Below are 25177 nucleotides of genomic sequence, written 5' to 3' on the forward strand. Positions count from 1 at the left end.
TTACACCTGGCCCTTCTCCGTCCGGCTTCCGATCATCGCAATCCGGCCTCCGTAGGTTTCCTGCAGCGTATCAGGTACAAACACTTCACTTGTCGGCCCGCCGGCAACCAGTCGCCCGTTGAGCAGCAGCACATGGTCGAAATATTCCTCCACCGTCGCCAGATCGTGATGAACAACGAGTACCGTCTTCCCTTGCTTTTTCAGCTGTTCCAAAAGGGAAATGATGGCCTTTTCCGTTGTGGCATCCACCCCTGCAAACGGCTCATCCATGAAATACAGGTCTGCATCCTGAACCAGTGCACGGGCCAGAAAGACTCGCTGCTGCTGTCCGCCGGACAGCTGGCTAATCTGGCGATGCATATAGGCTCCCATACCCACTTGCTCGAGGCAGTGTGCAGCCAGATCACGCTCCTTCTTGCCTGGACGACGAAACCAGCCCAGGTGACCGTACCTGCCCATCATCACCACATCCAGCGCATGGGTTGGAAAATCCCAATCGACCGATTCCCGCTGGGGAACGTAGCCGATCCGGCGCCGCTGCTCACGATAGGACTGACCAAAAATTCGCACCTCACCGTGCATTTTCGGTACCAGTCCGAGTACAGCCTTGATTAGGGTAGACTTCCCGGCCCCATTTGGACCGAGAATGCCGATGAGCTGCCCTTCGGGTATATCAAAGGAAACCCCGCTGAGAACTGGCTTTTTATGATAGGCTACAGCCAGATCCCGAACACTAAGCGGGGCCATTGTAGGCTGCATTCCCTGCAATTCATTCGGATGCTCGGACGTAAGCATGTTCTCAGATAACGTTGTCTTGCTCATGCTGCTTCCACTCCTCTCTGGATAAAATCATTATTTCAACGCCTCTACAATCGTCTCGGTATTGTGACGGATCATGCCAATGTAGGTACCTTCTTCTGTTCCTTCAGCACCCATGGCATCCGAGAATAGTTCGCCGCCAATGCTGACCGTATGTCCTTTTTCGGCGGCTCCGGCAATAATGGCTTCCATCGCTTTTGCCGGCACACTCGATTCCACAAATACCGCCTTAATATTGTTTTCCACGAGGTAATCCCGCAGTTCACTGACATCCTTCGCACCATATTCGGCTGCTGTGCTGATACCCTGAAGTCCCATCACTTTCATGCCGTAGGCTTCACCAAAATACCCAAAAGCATCGTGCGCGGTAACAAGTACCCGGCTCGCTGCAGGTATCTCCTGAATTTTTGTGCGCACTTCGTTATCCAGTTCCTCGAGCTTTGCCAAATACGCTTCGGCTTGAGCCTGATATGCCTCAGCATGATCCGGATCTTCCTCCACAAGTGTATCGCGCACGGCTTCTGCCGCATGCATCCAGTGGCTCACATCAAACCAGACATGTGGATCATATTCCGTACCTCCGGTTTCCTGACCCGAATGCAATTCATCTACTGGGATGCCGTCTGTTACGGCAGTTACTGTTTTGCTCTTGGACATCTTCTCCAAAATATCAGTCATTTTACCTTCCAGATGCAGCCCGTTATAAAAAATGACCTCAGCTTGCTCCAGCTTGCGGATATCCCCTTGCGAAGCCTTGTACAGATGGGGATCTACGCCTGGACCCATTAGCCCGGTAACGTCAACGTATGCCCCTCCGATCTCACGTGCTACATCTGCAATCATGCCTGTGGTTGCTGTAACCTGCATTTTCCCTTCCGTGCTTCCCGATTCGGCTGAGCTGGAACAAGCGGTCAAAACCACAATCAACACCAGGGCTGTCAGCGTCATGAACCCTCTTTGAATACTCCTCATCTTCACCATTAACAATTCCAACCTCTCCTTTCCCTCTCCTAACATAATTGTCCACATCTAATTTTGTTGTACAAGGTATTAAAATTTATACTCGACTAATAATGTTTCCCTTGTGCAAATTTTAGCCGATGCAAAATAAAAAGGCAAGGGATAATTTCCCTTGCCTGTCCAGTTCCGTTTATTAGCCGTTTCACTGGCTTTTTTGCAGAATAATGATATGGAGTAAACCAACGGCACATGTGTTAATCTCCGTTACTATGGTCTCTCTCCTTAGAAATCTTATGATTACTCTTTATCCTTCTCTTGACCTTTTTTCCCTTTGGGCGTTCCATCCAGACCGTACACCTCATCGTATGCATCGAAAATTTTGCGCGCAATCGGGGACGCACTGACAGACCCGAATCCGCCCTCCGGTACAACAACTGCGATGGCCAGTTTTGGATTCTCACGCGGTGCAAATGCAATAAACACACCGTTCTCCTTTTTATTCGGTCCGGTTCCCTGCTCGGACGTACCTGTTTTACGGGCATAGTCGTAAGGGAATCCGTCAAACGAGCTTACTTTGGTGACCATGCCGCGGTGTACTTCATTCCAGTATGCATCCGCAAAATCCACTTCGTTTAAAACTTTAGGTTTAATTTTTTTAACGACATTGCCTTCTGCGTCACGGATTTCTTTCACCAAATGAGGCTCCATCCGTTTGCCCTTATTGGCAAGCATCGTGGTATATTGTGCGAGCTGAAGCGTCGTGTACTTCGCTTGTTGACCAAACGAGGCAAACGCTAGCCGTGTCAAGGCGGATTCATGATCCTCGTTGTATTCAAGTGTACCCAAGTACTCACCTGGAAGATCCACGCCTGTAGAAACACCCAAGCCGAAGTCTTTCATGTATTCGTCCCAAACTCTGATTCCTTTCTCTGAGCCATATTTATTCAGCAAACGTTTGCCTACCATATCAATCATAAACGCATTGGAAGACTTCTCTATGGCGCGTCTTGCCGTGATATGACCATTATAGGCAGAGTGAGAGTTTCTCACCTGCCGTCCGTCTTTCCCCAGAATAGCATATCCCTGATCGTGATAGGTCTGTCCTGCTGTGAACAAGCCTTCTTTTAGGCCGATAAGTACACTAAGGGGTTTGATGACGGAACCTAGTAGAACAACTGACTCAGCATGCCTAGGCTTGGAATCATTCGGCGGGAAGGAGGCAATTGTTCCATTCCGGTAAACGTATTTGATTTTCTCATAATCCCAATCATTCGGATCGTAGTCCGGCATACTGGCCATGGCCACAACATTTCCGGTATCTACTTCCATCGCCACTGCATACCCCGTAATGGCTTTGGGCAGCTTGCGGAGTTCATCTGTAATCGCTTGCTGAGCTGCCAGCTGAATTTCCTTGTTGATTGTGGAGACTAGGCTGTAGCCTTTCTCTGGCGGAGTCTGCATGATTGTTCCTTCAGGAAGATTACGTGCATTAATATCAATAGATTGATAGCCACTTCTTCCACGAAGTTCCTCCTGATATTGAAACTCCAGCCCACCTACTCCAACCATTTCTTGCTGAGTATAGCGAAGACCCGGGTCCCTTTCCGTTGCCAGCGACTTACTAATTTCTTTATACTTATCTAAGTTATTTTGTTGACCCTTGAACTCTCTAGTATAGCCAATGACCTGAACAGCAACCCGATCAGGGTCATACTTTCTCACATTTTCCTCCAGAACCATAGCCCCTGGATATTCAGCCTTTTTTTCCATGAAATAAGCAATTTCTTTCGTATTTAGATCGGATTTAACCAACCTTGGCGTATAACCGTGTGTCTTCTGGTAATCCAGATCGAGGCGTTTCATGATCTCTGCAGCATCCGGCTGTTCCTTGTCTCCAGGGTTAAACTTCTTGAACACTGCAGCAAGATCATCTGCGAGTTTTTGAGCTTCTTCCTGCCGGGAACCGTTACTATAATCTTCATACAACAATACATACAGAGACTGTACAGGCTCGGAGTATGCTAACGCCACTTTTCCCGTGGCATCATAGATCGGTCCACGCACAGGTGCCAGCGGAATGTCTTTAGTATTACGTGTCGTTTCCATATACGTCAATTCAGGTCCCTCGACAAACTGCACAAAGGCTAATCGAAAAATAAGAATACTAAAGATAACAAATGCAGCGAAAAAGAACAGGTTTATTCTTGCTGCAGACGGCTTATTGACAGCTGTGTCCTCATCGGCTGCTTTCTTGCTCCTCCATCGGTTAAACATGTATAAGCCTCTCCGTTCTATATAAATAATGGTTAACAGTCTAAATCATTAACGTACAACTCAGATATTTTCCCTCTATAAGTTTATCAAAGGCCAACTTCCATGTCCCCCAAAATTTGGTTACATTTTCGTAAACATGAGTCATCTTGAACATATGCAAGTGACAATTTAGCAAACTGGTTTCGGGACCAGACTTCATTTATCAACAAAATCACAAAAAAATATCGGCAACCCTTCCTCAAATGAATTCAAGGAAAAAATTACCGATTACATATTCTATTGTTGTCTACTTTGTTCTCTGCCCCAATTATTAAGCATGTACCATAGTTCCACAATATTCACATGGAGATGTGGAATGAATGGAAATGTGTATCTTTGCACCACAACCAGGACAAGAAATCTGCAGCTTCTTCTCTTCCTTTTGCTCAGGTTCCTCTTGTTCTTTTCCCTGATGCCACTCTCTCTCGTCTACCCATGAGTCATGCTCTTCACTAGACTTGTGGTTTGTAGAACCGGAACGGTGTCCTCGATCAAATAACGGATAGCCTTTGAACAATCGAAATACAACATACAACAGAGAAGTTGCTGGAATGAAGTGAAAGAAAATAGCAACAGGTATTTCCCACCCTCCCTTTAGGGCTGTATGAACAGAGAGAGAATAAACGGGCAGACATGATAATAGAAACAGGATGATTGCCAATATTTTTTTCATTAAAATTCCCCTTCTGAGTTACGAAAGTTCAACAGTCGTGCCACAATATTCGCACTCTGCAGACATCGTGCCTTGAACCTTGACCTTTGCTCCGCACCCGGAACACTCCGCTGAAATGACGACCTTGGGCCGTTGCGCTTCCTGTCTGTGCTCATTCTGAGATGAACTGTTATTGTATGTATTAAACGGTGAAAAATCATGGTTTAGATCAACCCCAAACTGCTGATCTCTATGACCGTTAAAAACGTTGATGTTCTGTTGAAAAACGTTAGGTTTGATATCTGAATCCAGCCGGTGTAGATGGTCGTTATCCCCATCATTCCCTACATAATTGTTTCGAGGATAGGGAGAAACGGAATACAATATCTTGGGCCTACTATTGAGGTTTTTAATGCCAGCCCACATCAATATAATCCCCGGTAAAAGGAAGACTGTTATCACGATAAACAGATCATATCCTTTCTGTACTCGGGTCAACAAAGCTAAAAATAGAAGTAAAATAGGTAACGCAATAATTATAAAAAGCACTCCAAAAAACGTTCTCATTTATTTTCCTCCGGAACTAAGTATGTATAAAAATCCTAATTAGACTACTGAAGCTATTAGATTTTATCAGGCAAGACTAAGCTGTATTATATCAAACACTGTATCAGCATCTCAGCCGTTATTAGCCGACTTTTCCTAAAAAAATTTTAAACAAGGACCATTCTACCATTTTTATCCTCTTGTCGCATATTTTTATTTTATATCGTAAATCTTTTCAAAAAAAATCGACGCCATCTCCTGGATGGACGCCGATTATATCTACTTTCAATGCAATTTCATAAAATCATGACAAACATATTGCCTATCTTATGTTTGAATTGACTGGTATTATGGTGTATCTGTTTCTTCCGTTTTATCTTTCTTCGGAACACCATCGAGGCCGAACTCCTCGTCATACGCATCGAAGATCGCACGTGCAACTGGAGCCGCACTGTTGGAACCGAAGCCCCCTTCAGGAATGACCACGGCTACAGCCAGTTTTGGATTTTCTCGCGGTGCATAAGCGATAAATACCCCGTTGTCGACCAATTTCCCGCCGACTAGCTGAGTCGATGTGCCTGTTTTTCTCGCAAAATCATAAGGGAAGCCGCTAAATGCGGTAACCTCCGTAGCCATGCCTCGTTGTACCTCTTTCCAATAAGCGTCATTGAAATCGACCGTACTTAGCACTTTTGGTTTCACTTTCTCAACAATATTACCCTCGGAATCCCGGATCTCGCTCACCAATTGCGGCTGCATCCGTTTACCCTTGTTGGCCAGCATTGTGGTGTACTGTGCTAACTGCATGGTTGTATATTTCCCTTGCTGACCAAAGGAGGCATATACCAACTTGGTCAAGGAACTCTCGGAGCTTTCCCTGTATTCTTTGAGACCAGGCCGCTCATTAGGCAAATCTACCTCTGTAGGTACACCAAGGCCGAATTGCTCCATGTATTGATCCCATACATCAACGCCCTTTGCACCATACGTCGTGTATAACTTCTTACCGATTTCATCAATCATAAACACGTTTGAGGAATGACGAATCGCATCATGTGGAGTCAACAGACCGTATACGTGACCGGAAGAGTTCTGTACTCTGCGGTTATCCCCACCGAAAGTTGTAGAACCTCTGTCTGGATATACGGTATTAGTAGTGAAGAAACCTTCCTTAAGACCAATCAATACACTAAGAGGTTTGATCGTGGAACCAAGCAATACAACGGATTCTGCTCGTTTACCGGTGTCATCTGGCGGGAAGCCACGAATTGTACCATTCTGGTAAATATATTTGATTTTATCGTAGTCTTCGGTGCTTATCCCACCCGTTTTCCAAACGTTGGTGTCATAGTCAGGCATACTGGCAGATGCAACAATTTTCCCAGTGTCCACTTCCATCGCTACCGCAAAACCTGTCTTAGCATTCGGGTGAAGTCTACCAGAAACCGGGTGTGTATGCAGCCAGCTCAGTTGATCCAGGATCGCCTGCTCTGTCTTCACCTGCACGTTTTTGTTGATGCTCGTAATCAGGTCATAGCCCTTCTCAGGTGGAGTAGACCCTGCAACGCCCTCAGGCAAATTCCGCAAATCCACATCCACAGAGTTATAACCGCTTTTACCGCGCAGCACATCCTGATATTGCAATTCAAGTCCATCAAATCCAACAAACTCATTTTCCGTATATACCAGCCCAGGATCAGTTTGCGTTTTGTTGGCCTCATCAACCTCTTTGTATTTGTTCAACGTTTTGGAACTTTTAAACTTTTTCAAATATCCGATGGTCTGAACAGCCACCGTGTCCGGATCATAGTAACGCACACTTTCTTCAACAATCTGAATTCCCGTGAATTCATCCTTGTGCTGAAGGAAATAAGCCACTTCTTCCTCAGACAGATCGCTCTTGATAAGTCGTGGCATGAAGCCATTCGCCTTGCGGGAGTTGAGGTCCATCGCTTCAATAATCTGCTCAACGGTAAGGGACTCCGACTCCTTGGTTTTGTACTGTTCAAACACATCATGCAGCCTTGTTGCAATATCCTGAGCTTCTGGGAAGTTTGGACTTGGTTGTCCGTTTACATCACCATAGTTTTTATAGAGCGTCAGGTATAGAGACTGAATCGGCTTGGAATACGCCAGCTTCACCTCACCGGTTGAATCATAGATGGTTCCTCTCACCGGAGCGAGCGGCACATCCTTGGTAATGTTGCTGGCCTCTTCCTGACTGAGCTCAGGCCCTTCAACGAATTGCAGAAACGCCAGCCGTACGATAATAACGCTAAAAATAACAAAGGAAGCGAAGAAAAATACGTTCATCCGGTAACTGAAGCGCCTTTTGTCAGTAAGTTCATCCTTCTCTTTTGAATGATTGTTCATTCATCCTACCTCTTTCATGACTTGATGCATACCGCTCTTAGAAGTCCAGCCGCGGCATGATAACCTGGCAACGTCGTCATAATCCGGAACCCTGTCCGGTGTAATGTTATGCTGTCTGATCTTTCAGATGGGTATCGGCAAAATTCGGAGGATTGAACCAGTCACCACTCACCGCCCATGTCGGATCAAGCGGAATCCAGCTCTGGGAATCACTCAAATAAATTTCATTCCATGCATGTGGGCCATATCCGCCCTGGCCGTTGTATCCAAGTCCTGTAACGACCTTAACATCCAGTCCTTGTGAACGGGCCATGACCGCATACAGACGCGCGTAATCAATGCATACCCCTTTACGCGTATCAAACGTGTTCTGCGGTGTCTGTTCATGCCATATGCCTTTTTGCTCATAATCATCCACTTTCCCGTAATCATATTGAATGCGGGAACCTACCCAATCATACAGGGCGCGTGCTTTTGCTTCTTCCGTGTTTTGACCTTTCACAATCTCACTAGCTGCAGATTCAATATCTGCCGGAATATTGTGGTCAATGACCTCATACTTCCGCTGCAAAATCCCGCCCAGTTCCTTTTGAACTGCTTGGGTAAATACCGGAAGCTTGTCCTTGATCAGGTTACCGGATAACGGTTCAATAACGGACTTTGCTCCCTGCATGTAGATCGGCGAAGCCTCTACATATCGGCTAAACATGCTTCCAGGATACAAGCTGACAATCATGAAGAGAACGGCAATGACAATCATCCCGCGGGCAGATCCAATGACCGCTCCTATGATTGCACCCATGAAGCGGCTAATAATACCCTTGGGAGTACTCTCTTGTTCTGCTGAATGATATCTCCTTCTGAAGAAAAGGGAAGAGAACAAGCCAAGAATTAAACGAATAAATCCATAGCTAAGCACAAACAACACGGCAAACCGCATCAATGGAAAATCAGCAATCGCCGTAACCAACGTATAGTACATCTGCTCCCATCGGTTCAGATCCCGATTCGGCATGGCTGAAGCATGCGCAGACAACCACTGCTGCACATACGGCGCCAGCCAAAGGGTCAAACCAATGGACAACAGAATGCCAATGACCGCCATAATGCCATCCATCAGGAATCCAAATAGTCTTCCTGCCGAACGCGAAGCGCCTCTGGACCATCCCTGAAGCAATGAAGCTGCCACAATCAATAACAGCATAATCGTGATGCCATTGAATTCCTTCAGGCTGTCCAGCCAATTCTGCAACACGTATTCATTCCCCCTTTGCTAAGAAGCTGGTACAGTTCCATTTCCTCTGGCCTGTTCGACAAACGTACGTATCGTTTCATTGTCGAGATTCCATTCGCCAAGTGAAATTCCGCGCAAGGTCACATTGACCTTGTTCGACCCGGCTGTCCCCTTAATTTCCACATTGGGACTCGTAATGGTAAATTGTCCATCCTGTCCTTTGGCGTAGGTGGCCTTGGAGGCTTCCTTCACCATGATATTGGTCGCTTCCTTTTTCAATGTGTCCATCGTACTGGACTGCACATCCGAAACCGTCTGTTTAATCTGATCGATGGAGATGCCGCTGTATATCAACAGAGCCGCAATAATGATGATGGCAATCGCCCATTTCAATACGGTTTTGACCACATTCAGAACAAAGAACAAAATGATCAGTGCAACGACGATCACCAGCCAGTTCTGCATCACAAACTCTTTGATCACTTCTATGTTCATGATTACACCTTCCGTATTAGAGTTAAGAAATCACACTTCCCGAATATTATACATGATTTCCGAACCCGCTGTCAGCTAAGCACTCTCCCGTAAAAATAAAGGTCTAAGTTCGTCCAGTTGAACGTACAAGTAGTACCATGAGGTTTTGCATGAAAAATCGGGAACGCATTTTGACGACCTGGCATGAACATGCATCGTTTAACAAGGAGGGGCTTTTGTGAAAACGGCCATCTGGCTCTATCTATTTTTGTTTCTTGCTGTTTTTGACCTGCACGCCCAATATCCCATCCTGACCCCCTTTGCCATCTCGCTCGGGGCTGCACCCACCTTCATCGGGTGGATGATGGGTATCTACTCCTTGACTCATCTTCCCGGCAATTTAATTGCCGGCACACAAATCGATAAACATGGCAGTCGGCGTTATATCGTGTTCAGTTTACTGGGGGCAGGCATTATTCTGCTGCTGCAAGCCCACATTCACACGCCATGGCAGCTGCTTGCACTTCGTTCCATCAGCGGCTTTGTGCTCGCTTTTCTGTCTCCGGCCTGTCTTGCCCTGCTTGCACAGCTGTCGACCAACCCGGTCACTCAGGGCAAGTATATGTCCGGACATGGTGTCGTACACACGCTGGCGTCTGTTGTATCTCCGGCTGCCGGAGCACTGATTGTTGGTGCTTTGGGGTTCTCTGCTACATTTGCGAGTCTTGGATACCTGCTCATTCTGTCAGGCATGATTGCCTGGTTGTCCATGCCGAAGGGGCTTGTCGATGTTCAGCGAGAGAAAGAAACCGTACCTCCCAAGCCTGCTAACCTCGGAGGAAGTACGAATACCTTCATACCTGTCTCCTGGCGTTATTTTGCATTGCCGCTGGTCATTGCGTGTGCACAGGGGATCCTGTTTTTTGAATTACCTCTCCGGGGCGGAGGACACTCGTCCATGATGTCTACGGGGCTATTGTTTTCGGTCATTAGTATCGGGGCACTGCTTACGCTCAGCATGCTTTTTCTTAATCGCTATTCGCCCAAGCTGCGTTTAACTGCAGGGGTCCTGCTGATGTCTCTCTGTTTCTTCACGTTAGCAGCCTTCCCGGACATCCCTCTCGCTGCTGTGCTCTTTGTACTGGGCATGTCCAAAGGGATTACTTTTCCAGCCATGGCGACCCTGTTTATCCGTTTAAGCGGCGGAAGCAAGCTGGGACGTATTTTTTCACTGCAATCCATTGCTACCTCCATCGGGTCCTTCATTGGTCCCATCGCCGCAGGTCAGCTGCGTGTAGGTGTCTCGCCGTATTTTATCGCGTTTATTCTATTAATGGTCGGCATTCTGCTCCTTCCTTACTTCACCAGCAGACGTGAGGCATCCCTGTCTTCAACAGATCCAAATAGCGTACTGGGATAGACGTGATCCATGATGTAAGTCCATTTTTTATTAAAATGGCTTGTATTTACCTTTGCTTTGCATCATTCCCCCATTTACAGCTAAACTATATATAATCCAGTCGATTTTCGCTGCAACATTTCCCGGGGAATGTCGACACTAGCTCTCGAACAAGAGGTGAATATCATGCCTATTCATGTCATTGTGGAAGGTAAGAATGATCGCAGCAAGCTGAAACGTCTCGTTGGACCGGAAATCAACATTTTATGTACATTCGGCACTCTGAATTCGCTCAAGCTGGAGTCCCTGCGCAAACAGGTTGGTTACGATGAAGTATATCTGTTTATGGATAATGACAGTTCAGGCAAAAAAATCAGAAGTGTGCTGCGGGACGCCTTCCCCGATGCAGTGCAGATGTATACCAGACGTGGTTATGCGGGTGTGGAAGGAACCCCTGATGAATACATCATTGCCCAGTTGGAGAAGGCCGGATTGGAAGAGTATATTCAATACCCCGAGTACCCGTCATTCTAAACGTAAAACAATTGCAAAAGGCTGCTTAGCGGTTATTTACCAACCGGCTAGCAGCCTTTTTTTATGGATACTAATATGATTCTAATATAATTAGAACAGATTATTCATTGATCAGATTGCGGATATCCTCTGCGATTACTGCAGGCTCGACATCTTCTGTATTAAATGCGTTATACACCTTGCGCAGCTGATTGTTCTGATCTACGAGACCAATCATGTTCATATGTGCAAAATCATCCTTGCTCTCGCCTTCAATCAGAATCTGAAATGAATCCTTGGCGAGTTGCTTTGTTTTATCCATATCCCCTCGCAGGAAATACCACCCGTCATAATCCGCATGGAAACGGTCCGCGAATTCCTTAATTTTCTCCTTGGTATCGACTTCCGGATCAAATGAAATCGAAACAAAGGAAGCATCCTTGCCGAATGTGCCATCTTCCTTCAACAAATCCTGCACCTGGGACAACGTAAACGTCGTAATTGGGCATACATCAGGACAACTGGTGAAATAAAAATAGAACAGCCGCACCTTGCCTTTGGTATCATCGAGCGAAACGGTTGTCCCATCCACATTTTCCATGGAGAAAGATTGGATCTCCCGAATCTCGGGTAATTTCTCCTTGCTGGCAAAGACGGTGCCCCACATAAGGTATACTGCCATAATCAGTGCGAGACCCAGCAGCATCCAGGTCCATTTGTACTTTTTCAGCATCATCCTCGTCCTTTCTTGTACTCTCGATATGAATGCGCATACATATCTTACTTTGAATTACACGGCTATCGTTTCTTGCCCGGGATGTCACGTTATGAAGAAATAAGTAACTTCTTTTGCTAAAAATTGCATATGTATACGAAGAACCCCACTCTGGATGGGACCCTTCCTTATTGTAACCGTTCTTGATGCAGATGCCCAAGCATTTATTTTGCACCTTCACAGTACTCCAATCCATTATTTATGAACCGTATCCAGAATCATCAGTATGAAGCTTAGAGACAGATAATTAATGGAATAAATAAACACCTTTTTGGCCCAGGCGTCCGTATCCTGTGCACGAAATCCTTTGAGGGCATAATATAGCCACAGTACCGACAGCACCAGTGACACCGTCAGATAAAAAATACCGGCATACCCGTATGCATACATTAGAATGGGAACAAAAATCTGCAGCACCAGATAAGGAATCATTTGAATCTTGGTCCGTTCAATGCCCTTCACTACGGGCAGCAGCGGAAATCCACCGGCCCGATAATCCTCTACCCGACGGATGGCGAGCGCCCAGAAATGCGGAGGCTGCCACAGGAACAACATGGCAAGAAGCAGCCATGCACCCAGGTCCAAACGTCCCGTTACAGCGACATAGCCGATAACTGGCGGCATGGCACCTGACAAACCTCCGATGGATGTGCTCCATGTTGAGGATCGTTTTAACCAAAGCGTGTAAATAACAACATAGACAAACATGCCAAAAATGCCGCATAATCCGGCAAGTATACCCGAAAAAGCAAAAAGAACAGTTAAGCCTAGCACGCCTAAAATAATCGCATACGACAAAACCACCTTCGGTGTTAACCTTCCCGTCGGTAAGGAGCGGTTGCGGGTACGTTCCATTTTCAAATCAAGTTCACGATCAAAATAATTGTTAAATACGCAGGAAGAAGCCATAACTAGCGCAGTCCCAAGTAAGGTCAGCAGCATCTTTACCAAGTTGATATCCCACTGGGATGCCAGCCAAAACCCTCCAAAAACGGCAATAAGATTGGTTCGAAGTATTCCCGGTTTGGTGATATGAATAAAGTCTTTCCACGATCCCGACTTGGTCGGAGGCGAGGTCAATGTTGCAGAATCGGAAGAAGCCTGGTATCCCAACTGATTGTCCACGCTTGGTTAATCCCCCTTAATTCTCGGTTTGGAGGTTTTTCTCTTTGTCTCCGATATAAAGTTTATCATAGGTAAATGGCCAAGAGTATGACAATGCTCGTACAAATGTTGGGTGAAATGAACTTCTTATGACAACTTTTTCGGGTTTTGGCTGTTTTGCGTCAAGACAGGCGGATAATATACACTATATATGGGTATCACCTAGATATAGAATCATTAATATGATGAAATTGAGCTACACCACAAAGGAGACGTTTATGGATACTTCTACACATTTTGTCATGGGTATTGGTTTGGCAGGTCTGGCTTATGTCGATCCTGTCGTGGCTTCCAGTCCCATGCTCGCGGCTGCGGTGATGGTGGGTACCATTGCTGGCTCCCAGGCCCCTGACATTGATACGGCGCTGCGTCTCAAAAGCAACTCATTGTACATTCGAAATCATCGGGGTATGTCCCACTCGCCGCCCTTTCTTCTATTATGGGTTCTGCTCATCACGGGCGTCATTGCACTGATTTTCCCTGATGTTCCCATTGGACACGTCGCTGCCTGGACAGCTGTCGCCGTGGGCTTTCACGTTTTTACCGATCTGTTCAACACCTATGGAACCCAGGCAGCAAGGCCATTCTCGGAACGATGGATTGCCTGGAATATCATTCATATTTTCGATCCGTTTCTGTTCGCTTCGCACGTGGTGGCAATCCTGCTGTGGGCCTTTGATCTGATCGCCCCTGCCCCGTTGTTTGTCACACTGTATATCGTTATAGCCCTCTATTATGTATGGCGAATCATTGCCCATGCCCAAGCTGTAGCCAAAGTGAAAGGGCTGGATAACAACAAACCGGCGCTTCGCTATATCGTCATTCCAACGATATCCTGGAACCGCTGGCATGTGGTGAAGCATTTTGCGGATAACAGTTACGAAATCGGAAAAATGGATGGAGCAGAGCTGACCTGGCATCTGCATGCCTCGTCTTCCACTCATGCGGCTGTCGCCGCCTCACGGAAATCACCAGAGGTAAATGCTTTTCTCTACTTCACCTCCTATGCGGTTGCCGAGGTAGAGGAGCTGCCTGCAGGATACAAGGTCCGCTGGGCGGATGTGCGGTATCGACACCGCAAGCAGTATCCGTTTGTCGCCGTGGTCGTGATGGACCGTAATTTTGAAACGATTGATACGTATGTCGGCTGGTTAAGCGATGAGAAAATGGATAAAAAACTTTTATCCGCCCGGTCTTGACGAGAAGGACCGGGAAAGGCACAATCAAGTAAGGAACTGTTGCGCGATGAAAAGCCCGGAGCGTTTCCGCTCCGGGCCTTTGTTTTGTTGCTTGCTTTTATGATAAATTATTTGCCAGACCCAGACAATTGTTGCTCAGCGATTTGTACCAGACGTTTGGTGATGTAACCACCAAGAGATCCTGTCTCACGGGAAGTGTAGTTACCGTAGTAACCGTCTTGCGGGATTGTTACACCCAGTTCCTGTGCAGCTTCCATTTTCAATTGTTGCAGTGCTGCAGTTGCTTGAGGTACCACCAAGTTGTTAGAACGAGATCCTTGAGCCATATTTAAAATCTCCTTTCAATCTGTGTCTGTAATGTATTGCAAGCTTGCAAGATTATTATGGCTCGCACGCTTCAAGTTATACGGAGATTCATTAATTTTGTAATGGAGGTTTTTCCCAATGAGTAAAGGTTTGTCCTTATGGTTCGCATTCTCATCGATTGTTTTGTTAACGGTTTCAGCCATATCGATTTCTTATAACGGCTGGTTAGCCTCGCTGCTGTTCATCCTATCCATTGCCAATATCGGCTGGGGTTTCGTCATTCGTGCCAAGAAAGAGCGCCAGGAATTGCGTTCTACAACCGAATCGACATCCTGACCTGGAAGGTTCCAGATTTCTATTTGAACAAAAAAAGAGAGGAGCAGTTAGCTCCTCTCTTTTTTCATCACTTTATATCGTGAAGTTTTAACATTGTTGAACGATGTCCGTGATGACCTATACTGTACGTCTAGGAACAAACCCCATGCGTTCTTTCACATCATGAAGCGTTTTGGCAGCGACTGTTTCAGCACGACGTGCTGAAGTCTCCAAAATCTCGGCCAATTCGCCAGATTCACGAATTTCCCGATATCGTTCCTGTAACGGTTCAATAACAGAGACAACCACTTCGGCCAACTCTTTTTTGAACGGACCATACATTTTACCCTCGTAACGTTCTGCTACTTCATTCAGCGTAATACCTGCACACTCTGCATAGATGCTCATCAGATTGCTGACCTCTGGCTTGTTGGCCGGGTCGTAAACCACTTCACGTCCGGAGTCCGTCGTGGCACGGCTAATTTTTTTGCGGATTACATCCGGCGGGTCCAACAGGGCAATGTAGCTGCCCGCATTTGGATTACTTTTACTCATTTTAGAGGAAGCATCGTCCAGGGACATCACGCGTGCGCCCACCTGCGGAATATATGGATCCGGAATCGTAAAGTATTCTCCATAACGATGATTGAAACGGCCTGCCAGATCACGGGTGAGTTCCAAATGCTGTTTTTGATCCTCCCCTACAGGAACGAGGTCCGCATTGTACAGCAAAATGTCTGCTGCCATCAATGAAGGATATACAAACAAGCCCGCCCCAACCGAGTCCTTGCCTGAAGATTTATCTTTGAACTGGGTCATCCGTTCCAGTTCACCCATCGATGTCAGTGTCGTCATCAACCATCCAAGCTCAGCGTGCTGAGGAACATGGGATTGCAGGAACACATTTGATTTTGTTGGATCGATCCCCGCTGCTAGAAACAGTGCAGCCACGGCTTCAGACTGTTCACGCAGTGCAGCTGGCTCCTGAGCCACGGTTACTGCGTGGAGATCTACCACCATAAAATGGCATTGGTAATCATGCTGCAGCTTCACAAAATTCTTGATTGCACCAATATAGTTGCCCAGGGTAAGTTTACCGCTCGGCTGGATTCCAGATAATACAGTTTTCATAAGTCACTCGCGCCTCCTCATGTTTTGTTCGCCTGTTTCTTCTCCGCGGACGCAAAAAAGCCTCACATCCGCAAGGGACGTGAGACCGTGGTGCCACCCTTATTCGTGTTTTTCCAATTATGCGAAAAACACCTTCATTTTCCCGTAACGTGGAATAGACGTCCAATTCTACTGAGGTAAGTTTTGCATTTCTGCAAGGCACCTGTTCCAATCAGCACTCAAGGGTCCATTCGGTAAAGAGTTCACACCGGTTCGCATCACCCACCGGCTTTCTGAAGAGTTTTCTCCTAACTTACTTGTCCCTGTCATCGCTTTGATTCAATTCATATGTTATTTCCTTCTGCATTCCATCTTAATCCGCTTCACGCAGATTGTCAAAAATGGAATCAGCTTTTTTTACCCGCCAAGCCGAAATCTGTTATGATGGAATTGCTTATCCTGTATTAGCCCTACCTCGGAAGGCTGTATGGGATTGCTGGCATGTACTCAATGACACGCCTGCAGCGGAGCATGATAAGCCGCTTGCAGACAGATTTCAAGTGGGAAAAGGAGCATCGATATGAAACAAGTGACCAAAGGCCAATGGAATGGTTACGACACGTATATCCTACATAGCCGTGAATTGGAGATCACCCTGCTGCCGCGTCTAGGAAACAATATCATCTCGATTCGTGATCTGGTGCAGGATCGTGATGTCGTCCGCAGTCCAGAAGAAGATGATTTAGCATTTTATTTGCAGAAACCTTATCACTTCGGTGTACCTCTTTTGGTTCCGCCAGGACGCATACATCGTGGGCGCTTCGAATACGAAGGGGTTAAATACCAGTTCGATCAGAATACGGCAAATGACAACCATATTCACGGTCTCCATCGCACCCAATCCTGGTGTGTCAGCGACATTGAAGAAGATGAAGAAGGCTGTGCCATTACAACCGAATTGCTGACTGCAAATGAAGAGCATTGGATGGAACAATTTCCGGTGCCTCTGAAGCTCGAAATGACGTTCAGGCTGCAAAACTCCGTGCTGAGCCAGCGTCTTCGTGTTACCAACCTGGGTTCGACTCCCGCTCCGTTTGGAATGGGATATCATACATGGTTCCTGCTAGACGGCAAGCCTGCCGATTGGACACTTCAACTACCTGTCTCTGGCGTTTATGCTCAGAACGAGGAACAGTTGCCTACGGGTGAGCTTGAGCCTCTTGGAGATTGGGACGCCTTAAATCAAGGTGTAAATATGCAGGGACGCAACTGGGATACCATTCTCAAAGCTACGGAAGGTCAGGCAGCGACTGCACAGCTCCGTCGTCAGGATGGATATCTGCTGAAGTACTCAGCAGATGAACAGTATTTTAAACACTGGGTGCTCTTTACCAAGGGTGAATCCGATCAGTTTCTGTGCATTGAGCCCTACACCTGGCTCTCCGATGCCCCGAACCTCCCTCTGACGGATGAACAAACCGGGTTAATTCGTTTGGAACCTGAACAACCCGTTGAACTTCTCACCCGGATTGAGGTTGTTGCTCCTACCAAGGAGTAGTCCCTTTCAATCTTGTACGGGTAGTACAACACACCTATAATATTTACCTTATTAACAAAGAGGCCGATCCTGTCTGGATCGGCTTTTTTCATGTGTTTCTTCACAATTAAATCCCAATTATTTCCTTACGCCATATCACGTATATTTCCTCATTCTCTAACCATACTAACATCACCAAGCCATAAGGAGGTGACACACATGTACGGAGGTCAAAACAGAGGTAGCGGAAGCCGTTCCAACAATCTGGTTGTTCCTCAAGCAAACGCAGCATTGCAACAATTGAAAATGGAAGCTGCGCAAGAGCTGGGTGTAACAATTCCACAAGACGGTTACTACGGTAACTACACTTCCCGTGAGACAGGTTCTCTGGGTGGATACATTACTAAACGTCTGGTACAAATCGCTGAGCAACAATTGTCTGGTCGTTCTTAAGTTCGGACTAATGCTTGGATGATTTAGAGCCAAAAAGCGGCCTTCTCCGGAAGCGCCGCTTTTGTGCATGTCTACACAATTAAGATGTCGACTCCATTCCTGAATCCTTGTATGTATTTGTTCTAGGGTAGCGAATCATAAGGTTAGCCATGTTGTAATTGGATTCCATCGTGGCGTCCACCAAAATCACGCCTTGTCTTACGGTAAAGTCATACGAAATTTCGCCATGCGTCCAGTTCTGCTTAAACTTTAAAGTCTCAAGTGCCATAGCGCGGAATGAGGAGCGCTGACTTCCAGTTAACCCCTGATCCTCTGTATCCATTTGTCCATTCCGTCCAGAAATCGGATTATGTCGAATACCGAACTTTCCAATTACATTATTGCGTATTTGCACAAAAACTACACCCGAGTCTAACCCTGACAGTTCCTTATCAAGTTCTTTAAACACCAAATCCAACTGTCTTGCTAATGAAAGCTGGTCAATATTTACCATTATTGCTCCTCCTTTATGCACTTCATCCTTCAAAACAAGGACTTACGACTCATTATATGACAACAAATATACTCATTCAACAAAATGAAACAAACTTGGGTAATTATAACTATAAGTTGCACAATTAATTGCCAATCCAATGCTTTAAAACGAGTTAATTCTTGATAATCCGACAAATTATACGAATCAGGCCCACGACTAAAATAACCAAAGAGAGCTGCAACCACATGCTGGTTAACATGTGGTGCAGCTCTCTTTTTCACATACGAGTATACGAAGCATTTCATTCAAAATGCTTGGGTACCACTCCCTGTATTTGTCACTTCGCGGTTGCCGTCATTTCAAGAAATTGCTCAATATCGGCAATCACCAGATTCGCAGCATTTTGCCAGAAGTCAGGCTGTGTCAGATCTGTACCCAGATGTTTCTGTGCAAGTTCTTCCACCGTCATTCGCCCGGTATCCCGCAGCAAATCATCATATTTGTCTGCAAAGGCTGTACCTTCCTGCTGTGCTCTGGCGTAGATGCCCGCACTGAACATGTAGCCAAAGGTATAAGGGAAATTGTAGAACGGTACACCTGTCAGATAGAAATGCAGCTTGGATGCCCAGAAGTGAGGATGATCCGATGCAAGAACACCACAGAAGGCTTCGTGCTGAGCCTCCACCATCAACTTGGATAACTCATCTGCATTAACCAAGCCTTTTTTGCGCTGTTCATAGAAGCGATTCTCAAACAGGAAACGGGCATGAATATTCATGAAAAAGGCAACGCTGCGCTGAATCTTATCTTCCAGCAGAGCCAGCTTCTCCTGTTCATCCGTCGCTGACTGTACCAGTGCATCAGCAACAATCAGTTCGGCAAAAGTGGATGCAGTCTCTGCCACATTCATGGCATAACGTTGATTCAATGCAGGAAGTTCTTCCATAATATGCTGATGGTATCCATGTCCTAGTTCATGCGCAAGTGTAGAAACGTTGGATGGCGTTCCGGAGAACGTCATGAATATGCGGGTAGCTTTGCTCAGCGGCAAAGAAGTACAGAATCCGCCAGGACGTTTGCCTGGGCGATCTTCCGCTTCAATCCAGCGTTTCTCAAACGCCATCTCTGCAAACTTCGAGAGCTTAGGGCTGAATTTGGCAAATTGTTCAACGATATTGATTGCCGCCTCATCATAAGTCACTTTGCCACCCGACTTGCCTACAGGTGCATCAATATCGCTCCAGCTGAGTTTATCCACACCAAGCAGCTCCGCCTTACGTTCCAGATACTTCACGAGTGCTGGTTTGGCTCCGTTGATAACGTCCCACATCGTATCGAGCGTTTGGCGAGACATCCGGTTGATGGCTAGTGGTTCTTTGAGAATATCGTCCCAGCCGCGGTTCTCATATAACTTGAGACGGAATCCGGCTAGATGGTTTAATGTATCGGCGCAGAAGTCTTCTACATCCGTCCAAGCCTTCTCCCAGCTCGCAAATACCGTTTCACGCACGTTGCGATCACTGTCACTCAGCTTGTTGGCAGCCTGTCCGGCGGAGAGCATGATCGTTTCACCGTTTTGTTCAAACGGAATGTTCACTTTACTTACAATCGTATTATAGAACTTGCCCCAACCATGATAACCATCCACGCCCAGATCCAGCGCAAGTCCTTCAAGTTCAGGGGACAGCTTCTCACGAGCCTGTGTCCGGCTCTCATTCAGTACAAAAGCCAAGGGCTCGATATCTTCGCGAGCAATCCACTTCTCCCATACGTCATCTGCTGTCTGACTAAGGAGGTTGTCAAAACGGGACTTGCTGCTGTTCAGCATGGCTCCAAGAGTACTAACGGTGCCTTGCAGCTGAGTAGCCTTCTTATCCTGCTGATTTTGCGATGATAGGCAGGACACAAATGCAGAACCTTCCGAAATACGAATGTAGCAGCTCTGCAGTAATTCAAGAATGTCGTCGAATGCATGAGTATCTTCAAGCGTCTTTGGTGCAGCGGTTTCAATCAACAGGGTTTGAAGTTTGCGTACATCCTGTTCCAGCCGGGCCAAGTACGCAGCGAACGATTCGGAGGAAGAACCTCCACTAAAAATGGACTCCAGATCCCATACAGGTTTTAGTGGTGTTTTCATTTAATAAGGCACCTCTCTTTTTGGAATTCAAGGATTTGAGCTAAAATACTTCAATTAAAAACTGGTTTTATGAGTGCTCTATCTCTATACTAGAGAAATAGTTTAAGCCACTTTTTCAGGAGGTAAATGTGATGAAACCTTTACAAATATCGGCTGACACAGCCGTCAAATTAGCAGAATCCCTTGGCGTACCGCTTGAGCATCTGATGCACATGCCCCAGCACATCCTGTTGCAGAAGATTGCCGAATTGGCCAAAGAAGAAGCATCCAAACCAGCCCCTTCGGAAGGCGAGCAGGAATGATCCCTTTTGAAAACAGCTGGCCCTATGATATTGTCATGGGGGACATCTATGTACAGCAATGCCCGTTCTGCCAAGCAAGCAATGTGCTGTTGCCCCTCAAACCGAGAGAGCTTGTACGCATTCGTGAAGGCAAAAAGAAATTGCTGGTCTTTCCTTGTTGCAATGGAAGCATGACCGTTATTGATAACGATAGTGATTATCTGCTCTCCAGTAAACCGGTCCGCAAATAATCAAAGTTTAATTAGATGGGGCTGCGCTTAGCAGCCTCTTTATCTGCTTCAATCATTTCTTCAGGCAGTTCCATCTTGCCAGATATCATCTGTTCCCTCAGCAGGGCCCACTGCTCTCTGGAAGCCCGAATCATGGCCGCATCCGTGATCCGTTTATCGTGAATGACACGCCCAAACCATTTGACGGCCTCGTGGAAGTGGCCTGCTCTGCGATTCAGCTCACCAAGCAGGTACAGCAGCCTTGCTTCATTACTGCCCGCGCCTTCCCTCTCGAACACTCTAACATAAGCTTCCAGACTAAACTCCAGAAAGCGCCGTTCCTGCTCATGATCTTCCCGGTAACGATACAGCCAGGCGATATGGTGCAGCAGTCCTGCTACAATGCGATCCTTCTCCTGGATTACCTGAGCACAAAATAGACCGAGCTTGTATGTGGCCAGTGCCTGATCTAGTGTCCGTGATCCGCTGTAATCCCGTTTCTCCCAACGATTACCGATCTGTTCCTTGAACGCAAGTCGCTGCTTGTCAGTCAATTTATCTGTCGAGTTCTCTGTCGATGCAAACCCGCATTCAGGGCAGATACGCACAACATAGAAATCCGGATTCTCCAGCTTATAGTAGGCACAAAAATCGGAATCTGTCCGATAGGGCCGCTTCAAGCTCGGTCTGACTCTGGAGGTTTCAAACTCGGTTTCACAATAATGACATGTGACCTTCACCTTATATAGAGGCTCTAATTCCACTTGTTTCCATCCCTCTCCCGTTTTACCTGTATTCGGAGTTACGGCGTATTCACAAAATGATGTGCCGGCCCCGACAAACGCTGCAGGACAAAAGAATGCAGCGGCTCTTCCACACCGATCTGTGTCAACGCTTGATCCATGCATGCCAGCCAGGCGTGTGCCCGTTCAACGGTCACTTCAAAATGCATATGGCGGGCACGCATCATTGGGTGACCATACGCCTCAGAGAACAACGCAGGTCCACCGAAAAACTGAGACAAAAACATGTATTGCTTGTCCATAACCGGCTGTATATCTTCCGGAAATAGAGGAGCTAGTTGTTCGTTTTGCTGGACTATAGGGTAAAAGGCTTCAACTAATGCCCGAACACCCTGCTCTCCGCCCAGATTTTCATAAATACTCAGATTGGGATTCATTCATCTAACCCTCACTAGTCGTGTCGAATTTTGGCATATCTTACACATCAATGCTTAAATGTGAAAACAAAATTGAGATCAGGTTGCCATCACCTTTATCATCATTCTATCAAAAAAATCCCAAAAGTCCTATCTAACATCAGCAAGTCAAGATGTCTTCGATCCTTTTTCTCTAGAGCCTGTTCACTTCAGAAGACACAAAAAAAGCACCAATCGCAAGATTGGCGCACCATATATTCCATTAATAACTTCGCCAGTCCTCTTCTTCAGAGCGTACAAGCGAGGCACGTATTACATAGACAAAAGCACAGACCAGGATTCCGGTGACAAGACTCATAATCATCACTCCATCCGAATTGAATTTCACCTTTATTGGACAAATAGGTGACGTTCAGGCGTTTTTTATCATTTTAGCATACATCGTTTAAAAATACAGCCATTTTTGCAAGCGCTTTCCGGATATTAATTTGTACTGTTTGTCCGCTTTGGTTCATATATTGATGGCACAAGCGACACTCACTGCAGCAGGCTTATCGACCATTATCATATAAAGGAGAGGTATGATGGCAGCTTCATACAAACTTACCCATGTTCTGATTACACTCGCTCTCCTCGTTCTCTGTTTTCTTATGGTCTTGTTCCCTGCAGAGACCTGGCATGCAAGTGTGAGAGGGCTCTCCATCTGGTGGGATGTGTTATTCCCGTCGCTTTTTCCCTTTCTGGTTCTTTCTGAGCTGCTGCTCGGTTTCGGCATTGTCCATTTTCTCGGGACCCTGTTAAATCCACTCATGCGCCCCCTGTTTCGTGTTCCAGGAAGCGGAGGTTTTGTATTTGCGGTCAGCTGCGCTTCCGGTTATCCGACGGGAGCAAAATTAACTGCGCAATTATGGGATCAAAAGCTGGTCACGCGGGAAGAGGGTGAGCGGCTCGTGGCCTTCACTACTTCATCCGATCCCATCTTCATGATCGGTGCGGTATCCGTCGGTTTTTTTCACAATGTAGCCGTTGCTCCGGTTTTAGTCGCTTCTCACTATGCCGCTGCCTTCATCGTTGGTCTGCTCATGCGATTCCATGGAAGGGCAACTAGCTCATCTTCTCCATCCCCTACGCCTTCAACCTCAACCGTGAAGCAAAAGGGCAGCAGATTCATACAGGCTATCCATGCCATGCATGAGGCAAGATTGGCAGATGGGCGTGCATTTGGAGAACTACTGCGCCAGGCTGTCTCCTCATCCCTTCGCCTTATTATTATCGTAGGTGGGCTTGTTGTATTCTTCTCTGTCATGATGGAGTTACTTGTACAGACCGGATCACTTGGCGTGCTGTATCAAATGACAGAGCAGCTGCTCACCTTCATGAACTTGCCGCCTGCCTTATCACAGAGTCTTGTAGGTGGTTTGTTTGAAGTGACTCTTGGAGCCAAGGAAGCCGGAGGAGCAGGTTCAGCCGTCCCCCTTGTTTATAAGGCTGCCGCTGCTGCATTTGTGTTGTCCTGGGGAGGATTGTCGGTACATGCTCAGATCATGAGCATACTCAGCAACACGCCGATGCGATATGGGCCGTTTCTGTTTGCCAGAGCCATACATGCTGTGATTGCACCTATACTTGTTTTACTACTGTGGGTACCCATAATGGGTCCAACCGCATGGCCCGCCATAAGTGAGACCAGCTCTTCACCTGTAGCTACAGTTATATACTCACCAGATGCGGGACAAATTATATTGTTCGGATTCGTGATCCTTGGCGGCGTGCTGCTTTTGCTGCTGTTCTTTTCTCTGCTTCGTGCCCTGCTCTTCCCGGGAAGGTTCCAAAAATAAGCCCTGCTTGCGCACCTATATTTCGAATGAATATCAATCCAACGTTGTGTTCTGCTCTGGAATTGATTATCATCGGTAATATAATGACCACAAAGGAGCTTTCATCTTGAGATACTATGTTCAAGACCGCGGAGACCAGTTATCGATTGATCTGAGTCAGCAGTTTCATGCGCTGGCAAAAGAAGAAGGGTTCAAGCTGGATGCAGAGTCGCCGGAGATTGTTATCTCCATCGGAGGCGATGGAACAATGCTGCAAGCATTTCACAATTTCATCGACCGGATCCCGGACATTGCTTTTGTTGGGGTTCATACAGGCCATCTCGGTTTTTATGCCGACTGGAAGAAAGACGAATTACAGGAACTGGTACGATTGATGAGCGGAAAAGGGGATCCCGAACGACTCAAACCCCGAATTGTAGAATACCCGCTGCTGGAGCTTGAGATTCGTAAAAAATCGGGTAACACCTCCTATATTGCCTTAAATGAATTTACGTTAAAAGGTGTGGATGGTACGGTCGTAGCCCAAGTCGACATTAATGACGTGACCTTCGAGATGTTCCGGGGGGACGGGATCTGCGTATCCACGCCTTCAGGCAGTACAGCCTATAATAAGGCCCTGGGTGGTGCCATGGTACATCCGACTATTGAGGCAATTCAGATTGCCGAAATTGCTTCGATCAATAACCGTGTCTATCGGACGCTGGGTTCACCGGTTATTTTGCCCAAGCACCATCACTGTGACATCTTCTCGCGTAAGGACCAAAGGCTGCTGCTGACAATCGATCATGTCAATGTCATGGTGGAGGATCTGATCTCCGTACGTTGTCAGGTTGCAAGTCACAAGGTAAGCTTTGCCCGTTATCGCCCCTATCCGTTTTGGAACCGGGTTCGCACTGCCTTTTTGGACTAGCCTGG

26 protein-coding genes and 1 other annotated feature are annotated in these 25177 nt (G+C 46.7%); of the genes, 10 read left to right on the top strand and 16 right to left on the bottom strand.

Features of this window, described 5'->3' with window-relative positions; genetic code table 11:
• The 8 genes from MHB82_RS25020 to MHB82_RS25055 form a co-directional block, all read right to left on the bottom strand.
• A complete protein-coding gene (locus tag MHB82_RS25020) occupies window positions 1-759 on the bottom strand; it encodes a metal ABC transporter ATP-binding protein (protein WP_341176694.1) in 759 nt (252 codons plus the stop codon).
• Between the two features lie 93 nt (window positions 760-852).
• Entirely contained in the window at window positions 853-1800 is a 948-nt protein-coding gene (locus MHB82_RS25025) for a metal ABC transporter solute-binding protein, Zn/Mn family (RefSeq protein ID WP_341176695.1), read from the bottom strand.
• Window positions 1801-2076: 276 nt separating this feature from the next.
• Complete coding sequence (locus MHB82_RS25030) at window positions 2077-4053, bottom strand: peptidoglycan D,D-transpeptidase FtsI family protein (RefSeq protein ID WP_341176127.1); 1977 nt, start codon at window positions 4051-4053, stop codon at window positions 2077-2079.
• Between the two features lie 310 nt (window positions 4054-4363).
• On the bottom strand, window positions 4364-4765 hold the full coding sequence (locus MHB82_RS25035) for a hypothetical protein (RefSeq protein ID WP_341176128.1): 402 nt from the start codon (window positions 4763-4765) through the stop codon (window positions 4364-4366).
• An 18-nt stretch (window positions 4766-4783) separates the two neighbouring features.
• On the bottom strand, window positions 4784-5311 hold the full coding sequence (locus tag MHB82_RS25040) for a hypothetical protein (RefSeq protein ID WP_341176129.1): 528 nt from the start codon (window positions 5309-5311) through the stop codon (window positions 4784-4786).
• Between the two features lie 327 nt (window positions 5312-5638).
• Entirely contained in the window at window positions 5639-7663 is a 2025-nt protein-coding gene (locus MHB82_RS25045; RefSeq protein WP_341176130.1) for a peptidoglycan D,D-transpeptidase FtsI family protein, read from the bottom strand.
• 106 nt (window positions 7664-7769) lie between these two features.
• Entirely contained in the window at window positions 7770-8918 is a 1149-nt protein-coding gene (locus MHB82_RS25050; RefSeq protein ID WP_341176131.1) for a transglutaminase domain-containing protein, read from the bottom strand.
• 18 nt (window positions 8919-8936) lie between these two features.
• Window positions 8937-9392 carry an ATPase gene (locus MHB82_RS25055; RefSeq protein ID WP_110756984.1) on the bottom strand — a complete coding sequence of 152 codons (456 nt, stop codon included), beginning with the start codon at window positions 9390-9392 and terminating at the stop codon, window positions 8937-8939.
• Between the two features lie 217 nt (window positions 9393-9609).
• Between MHB82_RS25055 and MHB82_RS25060 the strand changes: the two genes are divergently transcribed.
• Window positions 9610-10791 (top strand): MFS transporter, encoded by a 1182-nt coding sequence (locus MHB82_RS25060; RefSeq protein ID WP_095361238.1) that lies wholly within the window; start codon window positions 9610-9612, stop codon window positions 10789-10791.
• Window positions 10792-10956: 165 nt separating this feature from the next.
• Entirely contained in the window at window positions 10957-11304 is a 348-nt protein-coding gene (locus tag MHB82_RS25065; protein WP_095361237.1) for a toprim domain-containing protein, read from the top strand.
• A gap of 100 nt (window positions 11305-11404) precedes the next feature.
• Here MHB82_RS25065 and MHB82_RS25070 read toward each other — a convergent pair whose 3' ends face one another.
• Complete coding sequence (locus MHB82_RS25070) at window positions 11405-12016, bottom strand: SCO family protein (protein WP_095361390.1); 612 nt, start codon at window positions 12014-12016, stop codon at window positions 11405-11407.
• Window positions 12017-12253: 237 nt separating this feature from the next.
• Complete coding sequence (gene cyoE / locus MHB82_RS25075; protein ID WP_095361236.1) at window positions 12254-13183, bottom strand: heme o synthase; 930 nt, start codon at window positions 13181-13183, stop codon at window positions 12254-12256.
• A gap of 257 nt (window positions 13184-13440) precedes the next feature.
• Between cyoE and MHB82_RS25080 the strand changes: the two genes are divergently transcribed.
• A complete protein-coding gene (locus MHB82_RS25080; protein WP_095361235.1) occupies window positions 13441-14421 on the top strand; it encodes a metal-dependent hydrolase in 981 nt (326 codons plus the stop codon).
• A 107-nt stretch (window positions 14422-14528) separates the two neighbouring features.
• Here MHB82_RS25080 and MHB82_RS25085 read toward each other — a convergent pair whose 3' ends face one another.
• On the bottom strand, window positions 14529-14747 hold the full coding sequence (locus MHB82_RS25085) for an alpha/beta-type small acid-soluble spore protein (protein ID WP_095292170.1): 219 nt from the start codon (window positions 14745-14747) through the stop codon (window positions 14529-14531).
• 118 nt (window positions 14748-14865) lie between these two features.
• Between MHB82_RS25085 and MHB82_RS25090 the strand changes: the two genes are divergently transcribed.
• Window positions 14866-15063 carry a hypothetical protein gene (locus MHB82_RS25090; protein WP_095361234.1) on the top strand — a complete coding sequence of 66 codons (198 nt, stop codon included), beginning with the start codon at window positions 14866-14868 and terminating at the stop codon, window positions 15061-15063.
• Window positions 15064-15180: 117 nt separating this feature from the next.
• On the opposite strand, the gene trpS is transcribed toward MHB82_RS25090, so the two are convergent.
• A complete protein-coding gene (gene trpS / locus MHB82_RS25095) occupies window positions 15181-16173 on the bottom strand; it encodes a tryptophan--tRNA ligase (RefSeq protein WP_095361233.1) in 993 nt (330 codons plus the stop codon).
• Window positions 16174-16243: 70 nt separating this feature from the next.
• Window positions 16244-16491 (bottom strand) — a binding site (T-box leader).
• 241 nt (window positions 16492-16732) lie between these two features.
• Here trpS and MHB82_RS25100 point away from each other — a divergent pair.
• Together MHB82_RS25100 and MHB82_RS25105 are read left to right on the top strand one after the other, a co-directional pair.
• Window positions 16733-17710, top strand: a complete 978-nt coding sequence (locus MHB82_RS25100; protein WP_095361231.1) for an aldose 1-epimerase — start codon at window positions 16733-16735, stop codon at window positions 17708-17710.
• Window positions 17711-17908: 198 nt separating this feature from the next.
• Window positions 17909-18142: an alpha/beta-type small acid-soluble spore protein gene (locus MHB82_RS25105; RefSeq protein ID WP_095292177.1), complete on the top strand. Its 234-nt coding sequence runs from the start codon at window positions 17909-17911 to the stop codon at window positions 18140-18142.
• A gap of 79 nt (window positions 18143-18221) precedes the next feature.
• Here the strand turns inward: MHB82_RS25105 and MHB82_RS25110 are convergent, their stop codons facing one another.
• Window positions 18222-18635 (bottom strand): O-methyltransferase, encoded by a 414-nt coding sequence (locus tag MHB82_RS25110; protein ID WP_341176132.1) that lies wholly within the window; start codon window positions 18633-18635, stop codon window positions 18222-18224.
• Between the two features lie 319 nt (window positions 18636-18954).
• A complete protein-coding gene (locus tag MHB82_RS25115) occupies window positions 18955-20754 on the bottom strand; it encodes a M3 family oligoendopeptidase (protein WP_341176133.1) in 1800 nt (599 codons plus the stop codon).
• Between the two features lie 131 nt (window positions 20755-20885).
• Between MHB82_RS25115 and MHB82_RS25120 the strand changes: the two genes are divergently transcribed.
• The gene (locus MHB82_RS25120) at window positions 20886-21056 is read left to right on the top strand and encodes a YycC family protein (RefSeq protein ID WP_095361228.1); all 171 of its coding nucleotides are present in this window, start codon (window positions 20886-20888) and stop codon (window positions 21054-21056) included.
• The gene (locus MHB82_RS25125) at window positions 21053-21286 is read left to right on the top strand and encodes a hypothetical protein (protein ID WP_095292183.1); all 234 of its coding nucleotides are present in this window, start codon (window positions 21053-21055) and stop codon (window positions 21284-21286) included. Before MHB82_RS25120 ends, MHB82_RS25125 begins: the two co-directional genes overlap by 4 nt.
• Before the next feature lie 11 nt (window positions 21287-21297).
• Here the strand turns inward: MHB82_RS25125 and MHB82_RS25130 are convergent, their stop codons facing one another.
• Window positions 21298-22029: a DUF2225 domain-containing protein gene (locus tag MHB82_RS25130; protein WP_341176134.1), complete on the bottom strand. Its 732-nt coding sequence runs from the start codon at window positions 22027-22029 to the stop codon at window positions 21298-21300.
• A gap of 38 nt (window positions 22030-22067) precedes the next feature.
• Window positions 22068-22445: a globin domain-containing protein gene (locus MHB82_RS25135; RefSeq protein WP_095361226.1), complete on the bottom strand. Its 378-nt coding sequence runs from the start codon at window positions 22443-22445 to the stop codon at window positions 22068-22070.
• Window positions 22446-23008: 563 nt separating this feature from the next.
• Here MHB82_RS25135 and ylbJ point away from each other — a divergent pair.
• Together ylbJ and MHB82_RS25145 are read left to right on the top strand one after the other, a co-directional pair.
• Window positions 23009-24262 (top strand): sporulation integral membrane protein YlbJ, encoded by a 1254-nt coding sequence (ylbJ, locus tag MHB82_RS25140; protein ID WP_341176135.1) that lies wholly within the window; start codon window positions 23009-23011, stop codon window positions 24260-24262.
• Between the two features lie 106 nt (window positions 24263-24368).
• Window positions 24369-25172, top strand: a complete 804-nt coding sequence (locus tag MHB82_RS25145) for an NAD kinase (protein WP_095292189.1) — start codon at window positions 24369-24371, stop codon at window positions 25170-25172.
• Window positions 25173-25177 lie beyond the last annotated feature (5 nt).

It is taken from the genome of Paenibacillus sp. FSL K6-2862 (genome assembly GCF_038005125.1).
GTDB classification, from domain to species: Bacteria; Bacillota; Bacilli; order Paenibacillales; family Paenibacillaceae; genus Paenibacillus; species Paenibacillus illinoisensis_A.

Bases quoted from the DNA above. Each gene is read 5' to 3' on its own strand.
- MHB82_RS25030 (WP_341176127.1), bottom strand. From the start codon at position 4,053: ATGTTTAACCGATGGAGGAGCAAGAAAGCAGCCGATGAGGACACAGCT.
- MHB82_RS25020 (WP_341176694.1), bottom strand. From the start codon at position 759: ATGCAGCCTACAATGGCCCCGCTTAGTGTTCGGGATCTGGCTGTAGCC.
- MHB82_RS25125 (WP_095292183.1), top strand. From the start codon at position 21,053: ATGATCCCTTTTGAAAACAGCTGGCCCTATGATATTGTCATGGGGGAC.
- MHB82_RS25070 (WP_095361390.1), bottom strand. From the start codon at position 12,016: ATGCTGAAAAAGTACAAATGGACCTGGATGCTGCTGGGTCTCGCACTG.
- trpS (WP_095361233.1), bottom strand. From the start codon at position 16,173: ATGAAAACTGTATTATCTGGAATCCAGCCGAGCGGTAAACTTACCCTG.
- MHB82_RS25025 (WP_341176695.1), bottom strand. From the start codon at position 1,800: ATGGTGAAGATGAGGAGTATTCAAAGAGGGTTCATGACGCTGACAGCC.
- MHB82_RS25080 (WP_095361235.1), top strand. From the start codon at position 13,441: ATGGATACTTCTACACATTTTGTCATGGGTATTGGTTTGGCAGGTCTG.
- MHB82_RS25085 (WP_095292170.1), bottom strand. From the start codon at position 14,747: ATGGCTCAAGGATCTCGTTCTAACAACTTGGTGGTACCTCAAGCAACT.
- MHB82_RS25035 (WP_341176128.1), bottom strand. From the start codon at position 4,765: ATGAAAAAAATATTGGCAATCATCCTGTTTCTATTATCATGTCTGCCC.
- MHB82_RS25055 (WP_110756984.1), bottom strand. From the start codon at position 9,392: ATGAACATAGAAGTGATCAAAGAGTTTGTGATGCAGAACTGGCTGGTG.
- MHB82_RS25115 (WP_341176133.1), bottom strand. From the start codon at position 20,754: ATGAAAACACCACTAAAACCTGTATGGGATCTGGAGTCCATTTTTAGT.
- MHB82_RS25120 (WP_095361228.1), top strand. From the start codon at position 20,886: ATGAAACCTTTACAAATATCGGCTGACACAGCCGTCAAATTAGCAGAA.
- MHB82_RS25105 (WP_095292177.1), top strand. From the start codon at position 17,909: ATGTACGGAGGTCAAAACAGAGGTAGCGGAAGCCGTTCCAACAATCTG.
- MHB82_RS25045 (WP_341176130.1), bottom strand. From the start codon at position 7,663: ATGAACAATCATTCAAAAGAGAAGGATGAACTTACTGACAAAAGGCGC.
- MHB82_RS25100 (WP_095361231.1), top strand. From the start codon at position 16,733: ATGAAACAAGTGACCAAAGGCCAATGGAATGGTTACGACACGTATATC.
- MHB82_RS25135 (WP_095361226.1), bottom strand. From the start codon at position 22,445: ATGAATCCCAATCTGAGTATTTATGAAAATCTGGGCGGAGAGCAGGGT.
- MHB82_RS25110 (WP_341176132.1), bottom strand. From the start codon at position 18,635: ATGGTAAATATTGACCAGCTTTCATTAGCAAGACAGTTGGATTTGGTG.
- MHB82_RS25040 (WP_341176129.1), bottom strand. From the start codon at position 5,311: ATGAGAACGTTTTTTGGAGTGCTTTTTATAATTATTGCGTTACCTATT.
- MHB82_RS25090 (WP_095361234.1), top strand. From the start codon at position 14,866: ATGAGTAAAGGTTTGTCCTTATGGTTCGCATTCTCATCGATTGTTTTG.
- ylbJ (WP_341176135.1), top strand. From the start codon at position 23,009: ATGGCAGCTTCATACAAACTTACCCATGTTCTGATTACACTCGCTCTC.
- MHB82_RS25065 (WP_095361237.1), top strand. From the start codon at position 10,957: ATGCCTATTCATGTCATTGTGGAAGGTAAGAATGATCGCAGCAAGCTG.